Origin of the sequence: Agarivorans sp. Z349TD_8 (assembly GCF_050870825.2) — a bacterium.
In the GTDB taxonomy this organism is placed as follows: domain Bacteria; phylum Pseudomonadota; class Gammaproteobacteria; order Enterobacterales; family Celerinatantimonadaceae; genus Agarivorans.
Genome location: NZ_CP194037.2, coordinates 4,328,340 through 4,351,385, shown reverse-complemented (window position 1 = coordinate 4,351,385; position 23,046 = coordinate 4,328,340). Strand labels below are relative to the sequence as shown.

Annotated in this window: 20 protein-coding genes; 10 read left to right on the top strand and 10 right to left on the bottom strand. The window is 47.7% G+C overall.

Going from position 1 to position 23,046, the window contains the following annotated elements:
* Positions 1-507: 507 nt before the first annotated feature.
* The 9 genes from ACRRS1_RS19570 to soxR all read right to left on the bottom strand — a co-directional run bounded on the left by ACRRS1_RS19570 (position 508) and on the right by soxR (position 10,694).
* A complete protein-coding gene (locus ACRRS1_RS19570; protein WP_432455833.1) occupies positions 508-1,101 on the bottom strand; it encodes a DNA-3-methyladenine glycosylase I in 594 nt (197 codons plus the stop codon).
* A 54-nt stretch (positions 1,102-1,155) separates the two neighbouring features.
* Complete coding sequence (locus ACRRS1_RS19565) at positions 1,156-2,679, bottom strand: succinylglutamate desuccinylase/aspartoacylase family protein (RefSeq protein ID WP_432468890.1); 1,524 nt, start codon at positions 2,677-2,679, stop codon at positions 1,156-1,158.
* A 173-nt stretch (positions 2,680-2,852) separates the two neighbouring features.
* On the bottom strand, positions 2,853-4,070 hold the full coding sequence (locus tag ACRRS1_RS19560; RefSeq protein WP_432468891.1) for a class I SAM-dependent methyltransferase: 1,218 nt from the start codon (positions 4,068-4,070) through the stop codon (positions 2,853-2,855).
* Between the two features lie 8 nt (positions 4,071-4,078).
* Positions 4,079-4,675: a YitT family protein gene (locus ACRRS1_RS19555; protein WP_432455836.1), complete on the bottom strand. Its 597-nt coding sequence runs from the start codon at positions 4,673-4,675 to the stop codon at positions 4,079-4,081.
* 148 nt (positions 4,676-4,823) lie between these two features.
* On the bottom strand, positions 4,824-6,119 hold the full coding sequence (gene purD, locus ACRRS1_RS19550; RefSeq protein ID WP_432468892.1) for a phosphoribosylamine--glycine ligase: 1,296 nt from the start codon (positions 6,117-6,119) through the stop codon (positions 4,824-4,826).
* Positions 6,120-6,206: 87 nt separating this feature from the next.
* Positions 6,207-7,799: a bifunctional phosphoribosylaminoimidazolecarboxamide formyltransferase/IMP cyclohydrolase gene (gene purH, locus ACRRS1_RS19545; RefSeq protein ID WP_432455838.1), complete on the bottom strand. Its 1,593-nt coding sequence runs from the start codon at positions 7,797-7,799 to the stop codon at positions 6,207-6,209.
* A 263-nt stretch (positions 7,800-8,062) separates the two neighbouring features.
* Entirely contained in the window at positions 8,063-9,805 is a 1,743-nt protein-coding gene (locus tag ACRRS1_RS19540) for a diguanylate cyclase (RefSeq protein WP_432468893.1), read from the bottom strand.
* A gap of 116 nt (positions 9,806-9,921) precedes the next feature.
* Positions 9,922-10,122 carry a DUF6435 family protein gene (locus tag ACRRS1_RS19535; RefSeq protein ID WP_432455841.1) on the bottom strand — a complete coding sequence of 67 codons (201 nt, stop codon included), beginning with the start codon at positions 10,120-10,122 and terminating at the stop codon, positions 9,922-9,924.
* Between the two features lie 122 nt (positions 10,123-10,244).
* Entirely contained in the window at positions 10,245-10,694 is a 450-nt protein-coding gene (gene soxR, locus ACRRS1_RS19530; RefSeq protein WP_432455842.1) for a redox-sensitive transcriptional activator SoxR, read from the bottom strand.
* A gap of 147 nt (positions 10,695-10,841) precedes the next feature.
* On the opposite strand from soxR, the gene ACRRS1_RS19525 reads away from it, so the two are divergent.
* The 3 genes from ACRRS1_RS19525 (at position 10,842) to ACRRS1_RS19515 (ending at position 13,530) form a co-directional block, all read left to right on the top strand.
* Positions 10,842-11,258: a VOC family protein gene (locus tag ACRRS1_RS19525; RefSeq protein ID WP_432455843.1), complete on the top strand. Its 417-nt coding sequence runs from the start codon at positions 10,842-10,844 to the stop codon at positions 11,256-11,258.
* A gap of 831 nt (positions 11,259-12,089) precedes the next feature.
* Positions 12,090-12,497 (top strand): Zn(2+)-responsive transcriptional regulator, encoded by a 408-nt coding sequence (zntR, locus tag ACRRS1_RS19520; protein ID WP_432455845.1) that lies wholly within the window; start codon positions 12,090-12,092, stop codon positions 12,495-12,497.
* A complete protein-coding gene (locus tag ACRRS1_RS19515) occupies positions 12,484-13,530 on the top strand; it encodes an SO_0444 family Cu/Zn efflux transporter (RefSeq protein ID WP_432455846.1) in 1,047 nt (348 codons plus the stop codon). Before zntR ends, ACRRS1_RS19515 begins: the two co-directional genes overlap by 14 nt.
* A 34-nt stretch (positions 13,531-13,564) precedes the next feature.
* Here ACRRS1_RS19515 and ACRRS1_RS19510 read toward each other — a convergent pair whose 3' ends face one another.
* Positions 13,565-13,975 carry an META domain-containing protein gene (locus ACRRS1_RS19510; RefSeq protein ID WP_432468894.1) on the bottom strand — a complete coding sequence of 137 codons (411 nt, stop codon included), beginning with the start codon at positions 13,973-13,975 and terminating at the stop codon, positions 13,565-13,567.
* A 265-nt stretch (positions 13,976-14,240) separates the two neighbouring features.
* On the opposite strand from ACRRS1_RS19510, the gene udp reads away from it, so the two are divergent.
* The 7 genes from udp to ACRRS1_RS19475 all read left to right on the top strand — a co-directional run bounded on the left by udp (position 14,241) and on the right by ACRRS1_RS19475 (position 22,953).
* On the top strand, positions 14,241-15,014 hold the full coding sequence (udp, locus tag ACRRS1_RS19505; protein ID WP_432455848.1) for a uridine phosphorylase: 774 nt from the start codon (positions 14,241-14,243) through the stop codon (positions 15,012-15,014).
* 661 nt (positions 15,015-15,675) lie between these two features.
* Positions 15,676-16,686: an N-acetyltransferase DgcN gene (gene dgcN, locus ACRRS1_RS19500; RefSeq protein ID WP_432460239.1), complete on the top strand. Its 1,011-nt coding sequence runs from the start codon at positions 15,676-15,678 to the stop codon at positions 16,684-16,686.
* Positions 16,679-17,656 carry an N-acetyl-D-Glu racemase DgcA gene (dgcA, locus tag ACRRS1_RS19495; protein WP_432455850.1) on the top strand — a complete coding sequence of 326 codons (978 nt, stop codon included), beginning with the start codon at positions 16,679-16,681 and terminating at the stop codon, positions 17,654-17,656. The genes dgcN and dgcA overlap by 8 nt, the downstream gene beginning before the upstream one ends.
* A gap of 21 nt (positions 17,657-17,677) precedes the next feature.
* Complete coding sequence (locus ACRRS1_RS19490) at positions 17,678-19,516, top strand: ABC transporter ATP-binding protein (protein ID WP_432455851.1); 1,839 nt, start codon at positions 17,678-17,680, stop codon at positions 19,514-19,516.
* Between the two features lie 61 nt (positions 19,517-19,577).
* Positions 19,578-21,122 (top strand): glutathione ABC transporter substrate-binding protein, encoded by a 1,545-nt coding sequence (locus ACRRS1_RS19485; protein ID WP_432455852.1) that lies wholly within the window; start codon positions 19,578-19,580, stop codon positions 21,120-21,122.
* A 19-nt stretch (positions 21,123-21,141) separates the two neighbouring features.
* Positions 21,142-22,062, top strand: coding sequence for an ABC transporter permease (locus tag ACRRS1_RS19480; protein WP_432468895.1), 921 nt, complete (start codon positions 21,142-21,144; stop codon positions 22,060-22,062).
* Between the two features lie 9 nt (positions 22,063-22,071).
* Entirely contained in the window at positions 22,072-22,953 is an 882-nt protein-coding gene (locus ACRRS1_RS19475; protein ID WP_432455854.1) for an ABC transporter permease subunit, read from the top strand.
* The last annotated feature ends 93 nt before the right edge of the window (positions 22,954-23,046 follow it).

Here is a 23,046-nt window from a genome sequence, read left to right as displayed (position 1 = left end):
CTAAAGAGAGAAAAATTATGATGGAATTAATGGGTTTGGTGGCATTAAGCTACTTACAAAACAAAAAGACTGAAGAACAACGTTTCGCGGAGTTAACTCGTTAATTTGTAAGACTTCGTTCAGTTATACTAACACTCAATAATTGTCACACAGAGATCATCGCCGATCAGGCGAAAGCTTCCCCGTTCAGGGTGGCCTAAATCACCTTCTATTTAGATTGACTGCAACCAGTCACATGCGCTCAACAGCGAGCGAATAAGGCCCTTGGTCGAATCACTTACGACTCACCGTATTGATGACTGATGAGCAGCCCATCGAATACTAATCTAACCATTACTGGTTTATTTTTGCTAGCCTAGATCACCGCTAACTGCGTGATGTATCTTGTCATTAGAGCCACTAGCTACTGCACTTCCTGGCTGATTATCGGTAAATTAATTCTGCGTAATAAATTGCTCATCTAATTAATTAGATTGCTATAACATCTTCTGGCCAGTATGAAGCAGCTTAACGTTTGGCTAACTCGACACACTCTCGATAGACATGGCAATCCACCAGGTGATCGTTCACCATACCCACCGCTTGCATAAAGGCATAACAAATCGTGGGTCCAACAAAATTAAATCCTGCTTTTTTTAAGGCTTTCGACATTGCTTGTGATTCTGGGCTTTCAGCTGGAATGTCTTGCATATGGGTATAGCGATTTACAATGGTTTTGCCGTTTACAAAGCTCCAAATATAGTCGCTAAAAGTTTGGCCTTGTGCCTCTATCGCTAAATAGGCTCTGGCATTCTTAATAATGGAATTAATCTTAAGCTTATTGCGTACGATCCCTTTGTTTTCCATTAAGCGGGCGCAGTCTTGGTCTTGGTATTGAGCGATTTTGTCTGGTTGGAATTGAGCAAAGGCTTGATAGTAGTTTTGCTGTTTACGCAGAATGGTTATCCATGACAAACCGGCTTGTTGTCCATCTAAACAGAGCTTAGCAAATAGTTCTTTTGAGTCATAAACTGGCCGCCCCCAGCTATGGTCGTGATAATGTTGATAATCTGGGGCGTCACCACACCATGTGCAGCGTTTGATTAAAGCCTCTTGGGTCATCGTGATTACTCCTTAAAAGAATTCTTGGCTATTGCTCGCCTTGATAAGGCTTGGCTAATCTTCTGGAACATCATCCATATCGGGGATTTGATGCCCCGTTGGTGTTGGCCGCGAGGGGCTCTCGGGTTTAGGTGGCAGCGTGGTCGCCTCATCATCTGTAACTTGGGGGGTGGCATCATTCTGGTTTAGGCTGGGTGTTAGCCCCATCTGTTCCGCATTATTCTCGACAACTTTTTTCTTCACTTGTTCACCCTGTTGTTCAAGAGCTTCTATGCTTCGGCGTTCACCAAGGTTAAACACAGCGTAACCAGCGCTGACAAATTGGTCCTGAGCACGGCCAAGAACGACGGCATTGAAAGGTGCGTATAGATTCTCGATTTCATTATTAATCGGGTTGCTAATTTCACCTAACAGTTGCCCCTTGTTTACTTTTTGCCCTAGGTTGACTTTGTTTATCAGGATCCCGCCTTGGCGAGAGCGCAGCCACTCGGAGGCATAAAATACCGGTTGTGGTGAAGACCAAAAGAAAGAGCGCGGCAACATACCGATGGAACTTAAATAACTGCGTAGCGCTTTGACGCCAGTTTCAACCATTTTTACATCAACGGTGAAAGGACCTCCCACTTCCATCACCACCGCGGGGATCCCAGCGGCGGTTGCTGCGCCACGTAAGCTGCCTGGGGGAGCAATGCTTTGTAGTACCGAAACCGCACCAAATTGTTTGGTTAATTCCGCAACCGAAGTTAGAGTGATATCGGCCCGTAATTGAGTCACATTTTCCCGAAACATTGAGCCAGAATGCAGATCAATGACACTGTCACAGTGACGGATAATGCTGGTAAATAAGCTATAAGCGACGCGAGAGGCGGTTGAGCCGTTAGCATTACCAGGAAAGGCGCGGTTAAGATCACGTCGGTCTGACATATAGCGATCTTTGCGCCATAGTCCGTCAATATTGACCACTGGAACCGAGATAATGCTGCCTTTGAGATTTTCTGGTTTTAGGTTTTGTACGACTCGGCGGGCAATTTCAACCCCGTTGACCTCATCACCATGGATCGCGGCAGTTAAACATACGGTTGGCCCTGCTTCTTTACCATGCAATACCACGACCGGGGTGGCCATTTCGAAGCCACCAGGCAGGTGACCGGAAAACCAATCTAGGGTGGCTTTGCTGTTCGGTGAGAGCTCGGTATTGAGTAAATGAAGCGGTCCCCATGTCGCTTGCTCTGGGGGCGGCTCGGCTAAATTTTTCTGAGTTTTGCTCGAGAGCGGATCGTTGCCAACAACTATCGGAATAATGTTTTCGGGTTGGGCCGGCAAAGCTTGTTTGTCATCGCCTGACTTTTGTTGCAGGTCCAGCTCGGTAGGGTTTGCTTCGACTGACTTTCCCTGCGACTCGGTTTCTGGGAGGATGTTTGGTTTAGGCTCGGGGATTGGTTGTGGTTCACTCGATGCCGTGTCGTTTTCAATAAGTGCGGGATTGAGCGCTTCTTCATATTGTTCTTCTTGTTCGGTGGCAAACAGCATAGAACTAACGCAAAGCAAGGTGAAGCATAGCGGGATACGAAGCAACATAAAGTTTCCAGTTATCAATGAGTCAAGGATAGATACCTATCCAATATTGGTAAGTGTAACAATTATCACAGTAAAAGGCCTTATTGCTTATTAGAGCAGAGGCTATATCGTAAGGGTTAAAAACCAATAAACAGTACTTAAGGTATTGATTAGAGCCTTACGGTTGAAGCGCCTTAAGGCAACTCGGCTTGAATGAGTACATTACGTGGACTAGTTTGAAAGGGGAAAAGTTCCACGAGTTTTAGCTGATAGCCATGCTTTTGTAAAAATAAGCAACGGTCCAGAATCAGCCAGCGCTCTAAGATGGGTCTAAATAGTTGTTGTATCAGTTCACTTTTACGTACTTGAAGATGGCGCTCTCGTCCTAAGTTTAAATAATCTGCCCAGTCGATGGACTCTGGCAGCGCCAGTTGGTGTTGTTGACTCGCCCATTGGGCAAAATCGGCAAAGCTACTCCCTTGAGCAAACCAGTGTTTCGCCACCGACGGCAACGCTTGGTAGTCGCTTTGCCCAGTCACTTGCTCGCGTAAACATTGGTAACTTAAGCGCCAATGGATCTCGGTTTGACGTAGGTTTTGCACCCGCTGACCCGAGGTAACCGACTGAGCCACGGCCAAGCGTAAGTCCGCTTTACTCAATTGAAGGGAGCTTTGTTGAGCCTGCTCGGAGAGCGGCTGATAGTAAGGGGTGCTAATGAGGTGATAGCAGCAGGGGCATAGGCTGAGTCGTTGTGGTCGCTGCTGACTGGCTAAGCGAAGTAGCTGTAGGTGCAACTCACCGCAAGCGTGTAAGGCCACTACATGTTGTTGCTTGTTGAGCGTGGCTTGGGGTGGCTCAGCTAATACATCACAGTGTTCAAAATGTTGGCTTAAGTTTAATTTTTGGGCCAACTGTTGCCCCTCTTCACAGAGCTGTGCCTGCCACTCTAGGCTGGTGACGGGCAGCTGGTGATGGTAACTAATGAAGCGCCCCAAGTGACCTTTGCCTGCACACCACTCCAATACTGGTCTTGTCTCGCCGTGTAATTGTTGGCAAAAGGCTGCAATTTGTTCCAATTTACGGCCTTTAATACCGTTACTCAACCAAAATGGGCTGATTAAACTGCGCGTTTGAGGAACCGTTAAGGGCCATGATTCTTGGTTTTGCGTTAGTTCTGGGAAATACTCAGCAAAATAGCTTCTAGCCAGCGTGGGATGTTGTTCAAATTGGGTCAGCTGCTCAAGGCTTAGTTGTTCTAAGCTGTGTTTGAGTAAGGGCTTTGGCCAAGGGAATGTGTGATGGGCAAAAGGACTGAATTGCCAATAGTCTTGGTAATCTGTAAGCCATTGATCATAGCAAGCAAACAAACGCTGAGTTTGTTCTATCGAGATGAACGCAGAAGTAAATGTCATTGGTTTAATTAAGATAGACCTTGGTAGCGTCCACTTTTGTGATTCAATGATATCACGATATTGAGCGCGACCGCGCCAACAATGGACCATAGTAAAACGCTTAATGGGACGAGGAAGTAAGAGGCAGCAACAATCATAATATCGAGCCCCATTTGCACCTGACCTGCACGAATATTAAAACGTTGTTGTAAATATAAGGCTAGAATATTCACCCCGCCTAAGCTGCCTTTATGGCGGATCAGGATCAGCATACCAGTGCCAATTAAGAAACCGCCACAGAGTGATGCATAACTTCTCTCAATATGTGAAACACTGAGGACCAGATGCATATAATCGGTAAACAAAGAGACCAGCAATACACAAGCGACGGTGCGAAAAGTGAAGCTTTTGCCCATCTTGGCAAAACCCAAAATAAAAAAGGGTAAGTTAATGAGTAGAAATATTTGACCAAAGCTTAACTTAAAAAATTGACTGGATAACAGAGCCAAACCCGCGGTACCACCAGTGAGTAATTGAGTCTGTTTAAAGAAAAATAGTCCTAAGGAAACCATCAGGCTGCCAATTAATAGGGCTAAACCATCTTCTAATAAATTATGCTTTTCCATGTTACGCTCTTCGCAATGATGACAGTGAATAATAGCACTGCTTGAGTAATATTGAGATTAAGCTTTGCATCATGTGAAAAATACAAAAAAAACCACTAAATATCGATCATTTAGTGGTTTTATATGTTATTAGCATTCAGCTTAAGGCTTAGCCTTGGCTTTTTTCTCGGGCGATAGCGCGGTAGCCGATGTCGTGACGATAGAACATACCGTTCCAAGACACTTTTTTGACTAAGGCGTAGGCATTGGCTTGAGCCTCTGTCACGCTGTTGCCTAAGGCGGTAGCACACAGCACTCGACCACCACTAGTCAGGAGCTGACCGTCTTTTTCGCTAGTCCCTGCGTGGAATACTTTGGCGTCTAGGCTTTCTTCGCTCAAGCTGGGTAGGTTAATCACATCCCCTTTCGGGTAATCACCTGGGTAGCCTGCAGCGGCGAGGACCACACCCATGGCTGCACGAGAGTCAAATTCGGCAGTTTTGCTATCGAGTTTACGATCAACGGCGGCTAAACATAGCTCAACGATATCAGATTGCATTCGCATCATTATCGGTTGGGTTTCTGGATCTCCGAAGCGACAGTTATATTCGATGATTTTTGGCATGCCATCAGCCATGATCATCAAACCAGCATATAAGAAACCAGTGTATTCGTTGCCTTCAGCAGCCATGCCTTTTACTGTCGGCATGATCACTTGATCCATAATGCGTTGGTGAATTTCAGGAGTTACTACCGGTGCGGGTGAGTAAGCCCCCATGCCGCCGGTATTTAAGCCGCTGTCACCGTCGCCAACTCGTTTATGATCTTGGCTGGTGGCCATGGCTAATACGTTGCTGCCATCCACCATCACGATGAAGCTAGCTTCTTCGCCATCTAAGAACTCTTCAATTACCACGCGTGAACCTGCTTCACCAAAGGCGTTATCGGCGAGCATATCTTCGATTGCCGCGATTGCTTCGGCTTCGGTCATCGCCACAATCACGCCTTTACCTGCTGCTAAACCATCGGCTTTTACCACGATGGGAGCGCCCTGCTGCTTAACATAAGCAATGGCAGGTTCAACTTCGGTAAAGGTTTGGTAGTAACCCGTTGGGATGTTGTGACGGGCTAAAAAATCTTTGGTAAAAGATTTAGAGCCTTCAAGCTGTGCTGCTTTTTCGGTGGGGCCGAAGATCTTTAGACCCGCAGCGCGAAAAGCATCCACCACGCCAATCACTAAGGGGCCTTCAGGGCCGACAATGGTCAGTTCAACTTGGTTCTGTTGCGCAAAGCTCAGTAGGCCGGCAATATCTTCAACATTAATTGCAACATTTTCCAGCTTTGGCTCAAGCGCCGAACCAGCGTTGCCGGGGGCCACAAAGACTTTATCAACTAAAGGAGACTGGGCGGCCTTCCAAGCCAGCGCATGTTCACGGCCACCGCCGCCAATCACAAGTACGTTCATTTTTGTTTATCCAATACTGAGCAAACCTGGCTTGGTCACGCCAAGCCACAATATAAAACAGCCAGCGTAAGGCTGGCTGTTATTCGTTTAGTGGTAGAAGTGGCGCATGCCGGTGAATAGCATGGCCATGCCGTGTTCATCCGCAGCCGCGATGACTTCGTCATCACGCATTGAGCCACCGGGTTGAATGACGCAGGTGATGCCCGCTTCGGCAGCGGCATCGATGCCATCGCGGAACGGGAAGAAGGCATCGGATGCCATCACGCTTCCGGCGACTTCCAGATTTTCATCGGCGGCTTTAATACCAGCGATTTTAGCACTGTATACACGGCTCATTTGGCCAGCACCGACCCCAATCGTCATGTTCCCTTTGGCGTAAACGATGGCATTCGATTTCACGAATTTAGCCACTTTCCAGCAGAATAGCGCGTCACGTAGTTCTTCTGCTGAGGGTTGACGTTTGCTGACGACGCTTAGCTCTTCTTGACCGACCATGCCTTGATCGCGGTCTTGCACCAATAAACCACCATTTACCCGTTTCAGTTGTAAACCGGTGGTTTTAGTTGACCACTCGCCACATTGCAGCAGACGCACATTCTTCTTCGCGGCAACAATTTGTGCTGCTGCTTCAGAAACTTTAGGTGCAATGATCACTTCCACAAATTGGCGAGAGACAATGGCTTCGGCGGTATCGGCATCGAGTTCTCGGTTAAAAGCAATAATGCCACCAAAGGCTGAAGTAGGATCGGTTTGATAAGCGCGCTGGTAAGCTTGCAGAATGTCATCTCCTAAAGCAACGCCGCAAGGATTGGCGTGTTTCACGATGACACAACATGGCTCAGCAAATTCTTTTACACACTCAAGGGCGGCGTCTGTATCGGCGATGTTGTTGAATGACAAGGCTTTACCCTGCAGCTGAGTGGCAGTCGATACCGAGGCTTCTTCAATGTTTTTTTCTACATAGAAAGCGGCTGCTTGGTGGCTGTTTTCGCCATAGCGCATATCTTGCTTTTTAATGAATTGGCTATTAAATGTTCGTGGAAACTTACTTTCTTCATCACCTTCGGTGTTGTCGCCGTAGCTTGGGACCATGGTACCGAAGTAGTTTGCAATCATCCCGTCGTAGGCGGCGGTGTGTTCGAAAGCGGCAATGGCGAGGTCGAATCGAGTGGCTTGAGTTAACGATTTATCGTTATTAGCCATTTCTGCCAATACGCGGTCGTAATCCGAAGCGTTCACCACGATGGTCACGTCTTTATGGTTTTTCGCTGCACTGCGCACCATGGTTGGTCCGCCAATGTCGATGTTTTCTACCGCATCGGCCAGGCTGCAATCTGGGTTTGCCACGGTTGCTGCAAATGGGTAAAGGTTGACCACCACCATATCAATGGCATTGATGTCGTGTTCAGCCATGACTTGGTCATCGGTGCCGCGTCGACCTAAAATGCCACCGTGTACTTTAGGATGGAGTGTTTTTACCCGTCCATCCATCATTTCTGGGAAGCCTGTGTAGTTTGAGACTTCAATCACGGCGATGCCGTTATCAGCCAGTAATTTAGCGGTGCCACCAGTAGATAAGATCTCTACGCCTTGGTGGGCTAAAGATCGAGAGAATTCGATGATGCCTGTTTTATCTGAAACACTGATCAGTGCACGTCGAATCGGTCGAGCGTTTTCCATTGGGGTTTTATCCTCATTAGCAGTTATGTGCGCTAGCGGTACAAGTTGCCCGAAAAATAAACAACTTAGGTTTGAGGCGCGCATTTTACAGGAAAAGTCTTAAGAATGTGCAATTTTTAGTAGATTAATCATCCGTAGGTAGCATTGTTTAGTCCTTATTTTTTATTGAAATTTATGTGAAAACAGCAACTTCGATTGCTGTTCAAGGTGGTGATTAATGGACGGATTGGTTTATTTTAGCTTGGGGGAGCCGCTCAGTTGCACTATTGGGGGAGTTTCAGGTGATAGCGATTACGTCCAGTTTGTTTACTGATGTACAGCGCTTGGTCAGCTAAACTCACAACTTTTTCCAGGCTGGTGTCGATGTTTTCTGCAATGGATACCCCAATACTGATGGTCAGCATGGTTTGATCTTCAACTAAAGTGAAATTATGGGGGATGGCAGCTTTACGGATGGCTTCAAGTAAGTTGTTCGCGGCAAGTGTGGCATATTGTTGATCGCTATTACTTAATATGGCGATAAATTCTTCGCCACCATAGCGTGCAATTAGATCCCCCGGACGTTTACAAATTTGGCTGTCGATTAGGGTTCTAGCGACAAGCTCCAGGCAAATATCGCCCGCGGGATGACCATAGTGATCGTTATATTGCTTAAAATGGTCGATGTCGATCAGCATAATAGTAATCGGATATCCATCGCGTTGTGCGCGGCGCCACTCACTATTTAAAAAAGTATCGGCGCAGCGTCGATTGGGGATGCCGGTCAGGCTATCAGTGATAGATACTTGCTCGAGTTCTTGGTAGGCGGCGCGCAGTTGCTGCTGAGCCGCCTCTAGGTTGGCGGTTCGTTGTTTAACCCTATCTTCTAATACCAGTTGGGCTTGATATAAGCTGCGCTTGCCGTTACGGAGGCTGATATACAGCAACATAAATAGGCTAAAAGTCACCACTAAAGAACTAATGATGCCAATTAATACGATGTTTTTGGTTCTACCATAAACGTTATATGCCTCGGATTTGTCGATTTCGGTGGCAAGGCCAAAGCCATAGTTGGCTTGCCAACTCCAAGCGCCTAATACCAATATACCTCGGTAGTCTCGGTAACCTTCTATATTGAAGTCCGTTTGCCCTCGAGTGGCGCTTTGTGCCATCAGTGTGAGTGGTAGTTTAGATAGTTTTTGGTCTCGCCTCTCCAAGATATTGCTACCGGGATCGGTGATTCGAATGGTGTTGATGGCACTTTGTGCGGGCGCTAACAAACCGACTCGATGAAGTTGCTCGTCGGAACGAGAATTTGAAAGCATTACACCATTTTGATCAAAGGCATAAGTTGCACCGCTGTCCCAGATGTTGCCAAGTTGGGTGATCGTATTAAAGTGTTTATGTTGATCGGCACCGATGATCAGAACGGCAATCACCTGTCGTTGTTCATCGAACACTGGTGAACAAAAGTAAATGTGACTTTGGGTGTCGTGCTCGGTTTTGGCTGAGCCTGTGATAAAACGAGTTTCACCAGCTAATACCTCTTGTATCGCTTGTGAGCTTAATTCAAATAAAGGGTGGCGTGTGGCTTGCTGGGTGAGGTTCGAACTGAGGATTTGACCATTGCGGCGCGTCAGCCAATAGTTCTGATCTTGATAACTTTCCATAATAAAACGCAGACTTTGTGCCAGCTGTTGTTCTGCTTTGGCAAATTGCGAGGGACTAGGTTTACTGCGAGTGAAGGTCTGCGCAATGCTGCGCAGTGATTGAGAGCGGGTGATGTTATCTAATTCTGTCAGTCGGTGTTGTAGCCAAATATGCTGAGCTTGTTGGGTGGTATGCAGAGTGGTTAATAGAGATTTTTTTACCTTGTTTTTAATTTCACGATCAACATTGTTTAACGCAGTAAATACAATGGCGAGGATCGCGAGGCTGAAAAAGGCTAATAAGGCAGCACCCAAGCCGAGCTTAACCACGTTGGGCTTCGTTCGCTTGTTGATAACTTGACTGACTTTATTTGGCATGTTCGTCGCTAATTTGGCCGGCGTTCATTAAGTATGGACGCCGACTCTGTTTAGCTCAAATTACTGATATTTAATAATTTTCCTGTCAATAGCTGGATGCTTTAATGATTTACTTGTCACTTTTCACTTGGTGTATTGGGCAACTGATTTTTCAACTCTAACTCTTTGATTTCTTTCCATAGTTGCTCCGCATCGGCACTTAGCATCGAATAGCTCATAATGTCGCCTCGTCTTTGCGCGAGCATTGCCGATTCCAGTAAAACATCATATTTTTTTCGTTTACGTTTCAATGGATTTACTTTTAAAAAATTAAACATAGTTACTCCTCGGTTAAAAGGAATAACGTTGCAAGTATTAAAAAAGTTCTTTGGCATGCTTATTTTTATCGATAAAGGGCGCTTTTGATTCAAGCTGCGATTTTGGTCGCTATGGTGCAAGTTTATGCTCGGTCTAATAGAACAGGTCCTTGCGCTTGTTCAGCTAGGATGTCATCGGGATTGTAGAGCGGACAATTCTGCATGGAGAGGCAACCACAACCAATACAGCCGTTGAGAGAATCCCTAAGCTTTTCTAGTTGATGGATCCGTTGATTTAATTGTTGGCGCCAGACCTTTGACAGCTGCTGCCAGTCTTGTTTGGTTGGAGTGCGTTGATCGGGCAGGCTGGCGAGGGCCAGCTTAATGTCTTGTAAACTGATCCCCAATTTTTGTGCGGCTTTGATCACCGAGACCCGTCGTAGTACATCGGCCCGATAACGGCGTTGGTTGCCCTGGTTACGCCAACTTTGGATCAGCCCTTTACTTTCGTAAAAATGCAGTGTCGATATTTTCACGCCACAGCGTTTGGCGACAAAACCTACCGATAGGGCTTTTGGTGGAGTGCTGGTCATCGCTTTTCCTCAAATGAATATTGTTTGAGGATAAGAAAAAAACTCCTTTACCTCAAGTTCACTTGAGCTTTTATGCTAAACACAAATATCACCGAGTCGTCGATTCGCTGGTGTTCACAGCACTGATCAATAACGAAGGAAATCACAATGTATTTAGAACATTTGAATTTAGTGGTGAGCGATCTTGATGCTACGCTTAAGTTTTACGGGGCCGCTTTTCCCCACTGGTATATTAGAGGACAAGGTCATCAGTTATGGCATGGAACCCCAAGGAATTGGGTTCACTTTGGTGATGAAACGCATTACTTAACTTTTAACGATAGTGGTCGAGGGGAAAATCGGTCTTTGACAAGTAACCAACTGGGCTTGGCACATTTCGCTTTTGTTACCGATAATATCGAGGCCTTGAGCCAGCGTTTGCTGCAAGCTGGTTTTCCGATTCACAACCAGGGCGCGGCGACACAATATCGTAAAAATGTATACTTTCTAGATCCCGATGGTTTTGAGCTTGAATTTGTACAATATCTGTCCGATATTCCCGCAGAGCGAAATCAATATTTATAAACCTGTCAGCTGTGGGCGGAGACTCTCATCACTTGGTTTATTTGGATGATTTGTCTAGCCGTAGATGTAGGCTTAGCTGGCGGCAATTCTCGGTTGATTGCCTACATCCCAGACTAACTGAAATAAAATGCTATCGTCCTATGTGGCGTAAATATGAACTCTGTTTAAACACTAGAGTTTGGTATTGGCATTGCTTTATTTAGTATCAATGGTTTTTTAAATAAGCTCGGCAATGCTCGCCGGATTTTCCACGAACACTCAAATGTGGGGACGAGCCCCCTCTGATTGTGGCAAGGAATGTATTGGGTGCAGCCAGCCTACAGATATTACTTATATTCTTGTTTTCTGATAGCCAACTCCTAAGCCATGTAACTTTAGATACGATTCTTTTTATTATCTATCTGGGGCTATGTGGGCCGGAGTTGTTTACTTTCTTTATATGCTTCTCATATCGGAAACAGGCCAGTATGTACCTCACTCACCAACGATCTAGTCCCCACATTCGGTGTCTTGATCGGTGTTATCTTTGCTAACGAAAATGTGGCTCTGAATACTTGGATTGCCTTAGCATTGATACTAATTGCAGTGGCCCTTAATTAAGAGAAGGCAGCAAAGTAACAGCTTGAGCATGGTCACTCTGGCAGATATTTGTATGTGCCACTTTAGCTGGTGCACTAAAAGTCATCAACTTGCATCATATACTCTAATAAAATTATCCCGTCAGCAGGCTTAGACTCTGCATTGAACCAAGAGATTTTTATCATTCCAGAAAAAAAAGGTTGACCCTAAACCTAGCTATAGGGTTTATCCTGTAGTGAATGGGAGGTATTTATGTATCGGATCGGGGAATTAGCCAAGCTAAGTGGCTTAAGTGTCGAGGCCTTGCGTTTTTATGAGCGCAAGGGGCTACTGAAAACGCCCGCGCGCGAGGCCAACCAATATCGTATTTATAGTGAGACAGATGTAGCTCGATTGCGCTTTGTGCAGCGGGCAAAGCAATCTGGTTTATCAATTAAAGATATCGCTGAATTACTGAACCTGCGAGAGCGAGCCGAGCAGGTGAGTTGTCACGATGTGAGCGTCCTTATCGAACAAAAGTTGGTCAAGGTACAGCAGCAACTCGCTCAGCTACAGGCTTTTGAAGCGACTTTGCGCCAATTACATGAGACTTGTTGTGGTGGCAGTGAAAGTGCTGCCCAGTGTTCAATATTAAAGGCTTTAGAAGATGTTATTGACTAATTTTATTGGATTATTTCTAAGTGCTGCGCCTTGGTTATTACTAGGCTTTGTGATTGCCGCCAGCTTGAAACTGGGCTTACCGAGTCGTTGGTTGGCTAAGCATTTAGGTAATAACCGACCGAGTACAACAATAAAAGCAGCGTTTATTGGCGCGCCTTTGCCATTGTGCTCTTGTGGGGTGATCCCCGCTGCGCTGGGTCTACGCCGTGCTGGGGCTTCGAATAGTGCCACCACCTCTTTTCTAATCGCAACACCGGAAACTGGAGTTGATTCGGTGGCTATTTCCTATGCGCTGTTGGGGCCGGTGATGGCAATTATTCGTCCTATTGCGGCGATTGTGAGTGCCATCGTAGCGGGCCTTTTAGTTGGTAATAGTGAAGCTGGTCAAGCGCCAAAAACTGTGGTTAAGAGTTGCTGCAGCGGTGGTCAGTGCGCTAGTCAATCATCGCCCGCCGAGACTCCCACAGCAGACTGGCGTAGCAGTTTACGGCGCTGGGCAGATGCCTTGCTTGAGATGGTACGGGATAGCTACCTATGGTTGTTTGTGGGTTTGGCATTTGCTGCATTGATTCAAACTTATTTGCCAGAAAGCTTTATGACCCGGTGGGGGCAGGGGTGGGGCACCATGGTGGTGATGGTCTTAGTCGGGATCCCTATGTATATCTGCGCAACGGCCTCGACACCGATAGCCGCGGGCTTGATTATCGCTGGCATTTCACCGGGGGCAGCTTTGGTGTTTATGTTAGCCGGGCCAGCGACCAATATTGCAACGCTGATGTTAGTGCGCCAGGAGATGGGCATGCGAGCCTTGGTCGCCTATTTAAGTGGGGTGATTGTGACAGCGATGGCCTTTGGTTGGAGCCTGGATTGGGCTATTGGCTATTGGCATTGGCCGGTGGATCCGGTGGCTTGGCAACAACAACAGTTCATTGCCACCACTTGGGTACTCGCTAGCAGTAGTATGATTGCGGCACTGGTGGCTTATGCGAGTTGGCAAGACTTACGGCAAAGCTGGTTTAGAAAAAGGGCTTAACGAGTAAGCGAAGTGCTTCGCTTACTGATGGTGGTTAGGATTTGTTTGGAATGCGCTTAAATACCGCGCCATTAGTTAAGCGCAGTGTTTCGCCATCTCTGATGATTGGCTGCTCTACGGCTTGCATAAATTCCATTTCAATCTTGTTCAGAGGAGCAGCACAGATCATCCGTGTCATCGCAATCGGTTGGGTGAGGCTGAGTTGCTTGCCATCCCAACTTGCGCTGGCAAAAAAGTTATTGCAACCCGTGGATCCAGAAATTTTGTAGCCTTGTTGGGTTTCTTCTAAGTGAAAGGCGGGCAGTTTGATATCGGCTATTTGGTAGTCGTCGGCGCTCATATACCAGCGGCTATTGGCCAAGTTCATATTTCCTTCCGATTGATGACTGACACAGCCACTTAAACCCAGTAATATCGCTACATAAATAACACGCAGATTTTTCATTGTTACTTCTCTGGCTAAAATAATTCTACTGATTGTAGAACAGCGGCTTATAGACATGCTAATGATTCATTTGTTTATGGTTTAAATCGGTGGATTGTTGCGTTTTAGATCAGGTTACAAAGGTGAAAGTTATTTCAACATAAGCGGTGATAATGAGCTGTTTTTAGCTTCACTTACAGCTAAATGCGAGATGTTTCACACTTATTCAGCAGTTCAGCCCCTATGCTCAGGGCATTAATTATTCGACTCAATTAGGGAAGTCAGCATGAATCAAGCCGCAAGTGTATTTCATTTAGGGTTAAACCCTGAGATGTTAAAAGGAGCCAGCTTGGCGATTATTCCCGGTGATCCTCAGCGGGTCGAGCGGATCGCTTCGTTATTAGATAATCCGCAGTTATTAGCCTCTCAGCGAGAATTTACCTCTTATCTGGGTGAATTGGATGGAACCCCCGTGGTGGTATGCTCCACCGGGATTGGTGGGCCTTCTACCTCTATAGCTGTGGAAGAGTTAGCACAATTAGGGGTGCGAACTTTTTTACGTGTGGGCACCACTGGCGCGATCCAGAACCACATCAATGTGGGGGACGTCATTGTCACCACGGCTTCGGTTCGTTTAGATGGCGCCAGCCAACATTTTGCGCCGATGACGTTTCCCGCCGTGGCCGATTTTTCGTGTATGCAAGCTTTGCATAGTGCAGCCTTAGAAGCCAAGGCAAACTGTCATGTGGGGGTTACTGCATCCAGCGATACCTTTTACCCGGGCCAAGAGCGCTACGACACTTTTTCTGGTCGAGTAACCAAAGCCTTGCAGGGTTCGATGGAAGAATGGCAAGCCATGGGGGTACTTAACTTTGAAATGGAGAGTGCGACCTTATTTACCATGTGTGCCTCGCAGGGTCTTAAGGCTGGCTGTGTTGCTGGGGTGATTGTGAATCGGACTCAACAAGAAATTCCCGATGAAAGCTTAATGAAAAACACCGAACATAAAGCGGTTAGTATTGTAGTAGAGGCCGCGCGTAAGTTACTCGCTACGGTTTAATACTTCAGCCGTTTGAAGACAGTCATTTGCGGCTTATTCAGCAAGGCCGAACCGATGCGATTGAGATCCATTGGGGGTTAAAACGATGAGCCACAAATGCGGCTTAAAGGTGGGCTCAGATCATTTGGGCCTTTCATCTTTGAGTGGAAGGCTAAGTTGTATTTGCTTCACTCACTGAGTCGCAATTTGTTACCACAATAAAAAACTCTCATCTGGAGCAACATCTGTTGCTTAAATGTTCACTAAGCCGAGTGTTCCTGCATATTGGTTTGCTTCTAAGTTCCACCGTAGAAACACCGCTAGTGGTATGTTCTTCACCATCGTGACATGTTTACAAGCCTCATTTTTGCAACACGCTGACTTGAACAATGGTCTGCATATGCTCGCCTAATCGTTTTCTGGCCACTCATTGGATGGCTCGGTTTAGCTCATCAATCTTCCTATGTATGCCGATAACAAGCGTCGATCCTGAACCAATTTTATAATTTGTAGCTCTTTTATTGAGCTCTGGTTTTCAGTTGGAGTTAGTCATTATGGGGGCTGTCGGTTGGCTATAACCTAAGGGTTATACCCTTGCCACATATTAGCATTCGTCATGGACTTGAGGGCTATGGAACAATCAAATTCATTCAATGAGCAGCGTGATTGTGAGTGAACGAGAATGCAAATACCGCAACCCTATCTTTTATTTATTGGTGATGTTACCGACCCTTTGGCGGCGAAAACGGCACGAGGTATTTTTGCCTGGCGCCCCGAGCAATGTATTGGTCAATTGCGTTTAGCAAGTGCGACCGTCGCCTTAGACCTTCCCGATGTGAGCATCGAACAAGCGAAGAGCGCAGGCGCCAAAACCCTAGTTCTGGGAACTGCCAATGCGGGCGGATTTTTGCCTGAGCACTGGCAACAGACGATTCGCCAAGCGATTTGTGCCGGTATGAATGTGGCCAGTGGTTTACATCAGCGCTTAAACGATATTGCTGAATTACGGGACCTAGCCAAGACCCATCAGGTGCAGTTATTTGATGTGCGCCATAGTGAACAGGCGCTCCGGGTGGGGACTGGATTGCCACGGACTGGTCATCGTGTACTCACCGTGGGGACCGACTGTGCTGTTGGCAAGATGTATACCTCGTTGGCTTTAGAAAAAGCCATGCTTCAACTAGGAATGAAGGCGCAATTTCGTGCGACCGGTCAAACCGGGGTATTGGTTTCTGGTGAAGGTTTGTCGATTGATGCGGTGGTAGCCGATTTCATTTCCGGTGCGGTGGAACAAATCGCACCCGCGAACGAGCCGGATCACTGGGACATTATCGAAGGGCAGGGCTCGCTGTTTCACCCTTCTTATGCAGGCGTGAGCCTCGGTTTATTGCATGGCGCTCAACCACAGTGGTTGGTGATGTGCCATGAAATGGGGCGTCCTCACACGCGTCATCTGCCGCATCACCCCTTGGTCGACATCGCAGAATGTGTTGCTGAAAACCTACGAGTTGCCAAAGTCACCAGTCCTGAGATTCAACTCGCTGGTTTTGCGATTAATACTTCGCAGTTTTCGGACCAGGAAGCTCGAGAGTTCTGTCAGCAACTGAGTGAACGTTTTGGTGTGCCTGCGACCGATCCGGTGCGTTATGGGATTGACGATATCGCTTGTTACTTACGCAACGCTCATGAATAAATTGACTCGCAGCCTACAAATCGAGGTCGTGGAATTGCCGCTGGCGAAGCCCTTCGCGATTTCACGCGGAACTCGTAATGCCGTCACGGTGGTGAGAGTCGCCATCGAAGAAGGAGGCCTGATTGGCTTGGGGGAATGTACGCCCACAGCCCACTATCAGCAGTCGGCAGAAACCGTGGTGGCACAGTTAAAAGGAGTGCAAGCCGCAATTGAAGCGGGGGCGACTCGGCAACAGTTAGCCGATTTATTACCCCGAGGTTCGGCGAGAAATGCTCTTGATTGTGCATTATGGCGGCTAACTGCGGCTCAATCTGGCACTTCCCTATGGTCTTTGACTCAACGGGCTCAGCCTCGATTGATTGTGGCGGCCGAGACCTTAAGCCTCGCTTCGCTGGAGGCGATGGTGGAGGCCGCTCGTGAAGCCGTGGCTCGTGGCGCCAAACTACTAAAAATTAAGCTGGATGCTCAACAGGTCTTGGAAAAAGTGGCGGCAATTCGAGCGGTCGCTCCTCTCACGGTATTAATTATTGATGCTAACGAAGCTTGGGGCAGCCTGGATTTAGAGCCATTGCTGGTGGCGCTTCAATATCATCAGATTGCAATGGTTGAACAACCATTGCCCGCAGGGCAAGACCAAGCCTTAAGTAAGTTTCAGCATCCAATCCCCCTATGTGCCGACGAAAGTTGCCATGATCGTCACGACATTGCGGGGCTTAGTGGTCGTTATGAGCTGATTAATATCAAGCTGGATAAATGTGGCGGCCTCAGTGAAGCCTTGGCAATGGTTAAAGTTGCCCAGCGGCGAGAAATGGGGGTGATGGTGGGATGCATGTTGGGATCATCGCTGGCCATGGAAGCTGCATTGCCAGTGGCTACCGATGCTGAATTTGTCGACCTCGATGGCCCGCTTTGGTTAGCCGCCGATAGCGCGCCCCACTTAGTTTATCAAAATGGCTGTATATACCCGTAACACAATCAAGGAGTGATGAAGATGCCGCAAGCGAAGCAAACACCACCACTATTAAGTATTCAAGATCTCAGCGTTAGCTTTCGCAGTCGCAGTGGAAATCAGCAAGCTTTGAGCCGCGTTTCCTTTGAGTTATATCGAGGGGAAGTGGTGGCTGTGGTAGGAGAGAGTGGCTCCGGTAAGTCGGTGACCTCCTTATCGTTGATGGGTTTATTGGCCGATAACGCCGAGATAGAGCAAGGTAAAGTGATTTACCAACCACACCTGGATAAGCCTGGCTACGATCTACTGACCCTCGGTGAAGAACCGCGTCGCAAGTTACGAGGTCAATCTTTGGCAATGATTTTTCAAGAGCCAATGACCTCCTTAAATCCCGTGTTAAAGGTGGGGGATCAGCTCACCGAAGCGCTGCGTGATCATCAGCTATGCGATCAAAGCAGTGCTTATCAAAAAGCCTGTGAGTTATTACAGCGAGTACGGATTGCCGATGTGGAACGGGTGATGAAAAGCTATCCGCAATCGCTCTCTGGCGGCATGCGGCAACGGGTGATGATTGCGCAAGCACTGGCTTGTGATCCCAGTATCTTAATTGCCGACGAGCCAACCACCGCCTTAGATGTCACGGTGCAAGCGAGAATATTACAGATATTACGCGAGTTACAGCAGCAGCGAGATATGGCGGTGATGTTTATTACCCATGATATGGGGGTGGTGGCAGAAATCGCTGATCGGGTGGTGGTGATGCTACGCGGTAAAGTGGTTGAAACGGGTACGGTTGAACAAATTTTTAAGGCACCGCAGCATCCTTATACCCAGTCTTTGCTGGCCGCAGTGCCCAAATTGGGGGATATGAGTAAGCGCGCTTGGCCTGCTCGTTTTCCGATAGTTGGTGATGCCGCGCAGCAGGCCCCGGAAGATCACCGTACTGCAGACTATTCGCAAAAACCCTTACTGGATGTGCGAGGCCTAAAAGTCTATTACCCACTCCGTCATGGCTGGTTGTCTGCGGTGACTCACCATATTCATGCTGTTGAGCAAATTGACCTTAAAATATATCCCGGGGAAACCTTAGCCATCGTTGGGGAGAGCGGTTGTGGGAAGTCGACCACTGGCCGGGCTTTGTTGCGGCTGGTGGATGGTAATAGTGAAACGATTCATTTTCAGGGGAAAGAGATCTCCTTACTAAGCGATGCCGCCTTTAAGCCCTTGCGTCGTGAGATGCAGATGGTGTTTCAAGATCCCTATGCCTCGTTAAATCCTCGTTTAACGGTTGGTTTTACGATTGCTGAACCGCTGTTAATTCATGGCTTGGTCAAGTCATTGGCCGAAGCGACGCCTCAGGTAGAAGCCCTATTGGTGAGTGTTGGCCTTAAGGCTGAACATGCTCGTCGTTACCCACATGAGTTTTCCGGTGGACAGCGGCAACGGATAGCGATTGCCCGAGCCATGGCGCTGAAGCCGAAGGTGATTATAGCAGACGAGGCGGTATCGGCTTTAGATGTCTCGATTCAAGCTCAGGTGATCAATTTGATGATGGACTTGCAACAGCAAACTGGCGTGTCGTGGATTTTTATTTCTCACGATATGGCAGTGGTTGAACGTATCGCCAACCGAGTTGCAGTGATGTATTTGGGGCAAATTGTTGAGCAAGGGAGTCGCCAAGCGGTATTTAACAATCCTCAACACCCTTATACCCAACGTTTATTAGCTTCTGTTCCAGTTGCAGACCCGGCACGCCGAGGTTTGCGTCTGTTGGACGATACCGAATTGGCCCCTTCCCCGATGCGTCCGGTGGGCGCGGAAGTGGCCAAATTATGCTACCGAGAGGTAGTGCCACAACACTGGGTGGCTGAAGGATCTTAGTGAGGGAAAAACTGAGATTGTAGGTTGCTACTTGTTTGAATAATGAACGATCAGGAGAAATATGATGACACCACTAGTTCGCCATACTGCTGTGGCTTTGGGCTTAGCGCTAAGTTTAGGCTCTGTTGCCCATGCTGAGGACTTAAAAATTTCAATGTACGCCGATATTACCGGCCTCGACCCACATGATACCTCTGATAACGTCAGTTACTCGGTACAAAGTGGTATTTTTGAACGGCTCTTCCAATTTGACGCTAGCATGAAGTTAGTCTCCCAGTTGGCGACCAGTTACACCAGTAACGAGGATGCAACTGAGTTTGTGTTGCATTTGCGTCAAGGGGTGACCTTTCAGGATGGGACGGTTTTTGACGCGGCTGCGGTTAAGGCTAACTTGGAGCGTTTAGCCGATCAGTCGCTTGGGCTGAGAAGAAATAGCCTATTCAAAATGGTCAAGCAGGTGAATGTCCTGTCACCAGATACCGTAAGTGTGGTGCTCAATCAATCCTTTGGTGCCTTTATCAATACCTTGGCTCACCCGTCTGCAGTGATGTGGAGCCCCGCAGTATTGGCTAAATATGACAAAGAAGCCGATTTGCGTAAACACCCTGTGGGGACTGGGCCGTTTGAGTTTAAAGACTGGCAACCGGGTAAAGAAGTTTTGTTAGTGAAAAACCAACATTACTGGAAGGCGGGTTGGCCAAAGGTCGACAGTGTGACTTTCTATCCTGCGCCGGAAGACGCCACTCGGGTCGCAGCGCTTAAATCGGGACAAGTCAATGCGATTTATCCTTTGCCTGCCGATTTGGTAAAAACCGTTGCTGACGATAGTCAATTAGCGGTACAGCGTGATCCAAGTATTTACATGTACTACATGGCGCTAAATACCCAGCATAAACCGTTGGCGAAGTTAAAAGTACGTCAAGCGATAAACTATGCAATCGATCGTCAACTGTGGTTAAAAGTTGGTTTTGCTGGAATGGGTGTGGCGGCACAATCGGTGATTGCACCTAATGTGCAGTTCTTCGCGAAGCAAAGCTCACCGGATTACAGCTATAAATTAAGTACTGCCAAACAACTACTCAAAGAAGCGGGTTACGCGGATGGTTTGAACTTAAAACTATGGGTATCGAATGCCACTGCCTCGGTTCGTAGCGCTCAGTTCTTAAAACAGCAGCTAGGCCAAGTCGGTATTAAAGTTACCGTAGTTCCGATGGACTCAGGCACTCGTAACGACAAGTTATGGAGTGTGAGTGATCCGAAGAAAGCTGAGTACGACCTCTACTATGGTGGCTGGTCGCCTTCAACGGGTGATGCCGATTGGGCATTACGTCCACTATTTGCCACAGAATCTTGGGTCCCAACAGCCTATAACGTGTCTTACTACAGCAATGCCGCTGTGGATAAAGCCATCATGGGTGGATTAGAGACCGCTGATCCTGAGTTACGCGCTAAGGCTTATGCGTCTGCCCAGCAGCTAATTTGGCAGGATGCGCCAATTGCCTTTTTGGGCACCCCAGATAATTTAGTGGGTAAACAGAAAAACCTACAAGGGGTGTCGATGTTAGCCGATGGCTCGTTGTTGTTTGCACAAGCGCAGTATAAGTAAGAGATAGAGGGAGAACACGATGTTAGCTTATGTGGTCCGCCGAATTCTGGAAATGATCCCTGTGCTGCTGGTGGTCTCCCTTCTGGTGTTTGCTTTTATTAAGCTCTTGCCTGGCGACCCGGCACGTATCTATGCCGGGATAGACGCCCCCATCGAAGCGATTGAAGAGGCTCGGGTGCATCTTGGTTTAGATAAACCCTTAGTCACCCAATATGTGAACTGGTTGGGTGATTTATTCCATGGCGAACTGGGGGTGACTTTCCGAACTCAGCAACCGGTGACCGAAGTGATTGGCAGAAGCTTTATGCCTACCTTATGGTTGGCCTTAGCTGGCTTTGTTTGGTCGGTGATCTTGGGCTTGCTGGTTGGCGTATTGTCGGCGCTGAAGCGCGGTAAATGGCAAGATTGGACCTTAATGAGCCTGGCGATTGGCGGGATCTCGTTGCCGCCATTTTGGCTGGGTTTATTGCTGATCCAATTTGTGGCGATGCCCTTTGGGATCTTTTCGGTGAGTGGTTTTAATCAACCCTCGGATATCATTTTGCCTGCCTTTACCTTAGGTGCCTCGGTTGCCTCGGTGATGGCGCGTTTTACTCGTTCAGCCTTTTTAGAAGTGGCCCAAGAAGACTATGTGCGTACTGCGAAATCGAAAGGGCTACGGGCCCGCTTGGTAACCTGGAAGCATATTATGCGTAATGCCTTGATCCCGGTGGTAACGATGCTGGGGCTGCAGTTTGGATTCTTGCTGGGCGGCTCGATAGTGGTGGAAAGTGTTTTTAGCTGGCCTGGTTTAGGTTGGCTATTGATTCAATCGATCCAGACCCAAGACCAACCGGTGATTCAAGCATTGGTGATGCTGTTTGTATTGGAATTTATTGTGATTAATTTGTTGGTTGATCTGCTCTATGCGGTGATTAACCCAGTCATTCGTTTGCGTTAGGAATCAGTGATGGAAGTATTAACGGAGCTAGAGCAGCAGGGACCTATTCGCTCCCCCTGGCGAGATTTTTGGCAACGCTTTTTTAGCAATCCGATGGCCTTGTTTTCGGGTGGTTTTGTCGCAATTTTAGTGCTGATTGCTCTGTTTGCCCCTCTGTTAGCACCTTGGGATCCGATGCAGTCGGACTGGTCGGCTCTATCCACGGGGCCTAATTTTCAGCACTGGATGGGCACCGATGACCTTGGCAGAGATGTGCTCAGCCGGATTATTTATGGGGCTCGGATCTCCCTTTATATTGGCCTGCTGTCGGTCACTCTCGGGATGATTTTTGGCATTTTGCTTGGCCTGTTTGCGGGGTATTATGGTGGCTGGCTGGACATGTTTATTATGCGGGGCGCCGATGTATTATTTGCTTTTCCTGGGATGTTGCTCGCGATAGCGGTGGTGGCTATTTTAGGTCCCGGATTGAATAATGTGATTGTGGCAGTTGCGGTGTTTAGTGTGCCAGTGTTCGCTCGAATTGTACGAGCTTCCACCCTGGCCTTGAAAGAAGCCCCTTATGTTGAAGCGGTGCGTTGTGCAGGAGCCAATGATCGGCTAATCCTGCTACGTCATATCTTACCGGGTACTCTGGCCAACGTGATTGTGTTTTTTACGATGCGCATAGGCTCCAGTATTTTAACTGCAGCTAGCTTGAGTTTTATTGGTTTAGGGCCCGAACCAGATGTGCCTGAATGGGGTAATATTCTGGCGATGGGGCGCAGTATGATGATGGCTGGCGTATGGCATGTGAGTATGTTCCCTGGTCTGGCTATTTTCCTCAGCGTTTTAGCATTTAACCTGTTGGGGGATGCCTTGCGTGATACTCTCGACCCCAAATTGAAGGTTTAGCCAGAGATCGCTTTAAATCTGAGCGTCGGGTGATGAGTGGGCCGACTCGTGGCGTCGCCAGAGCAGAGTGCGGCCAAGTAATAAGTGAGTGAA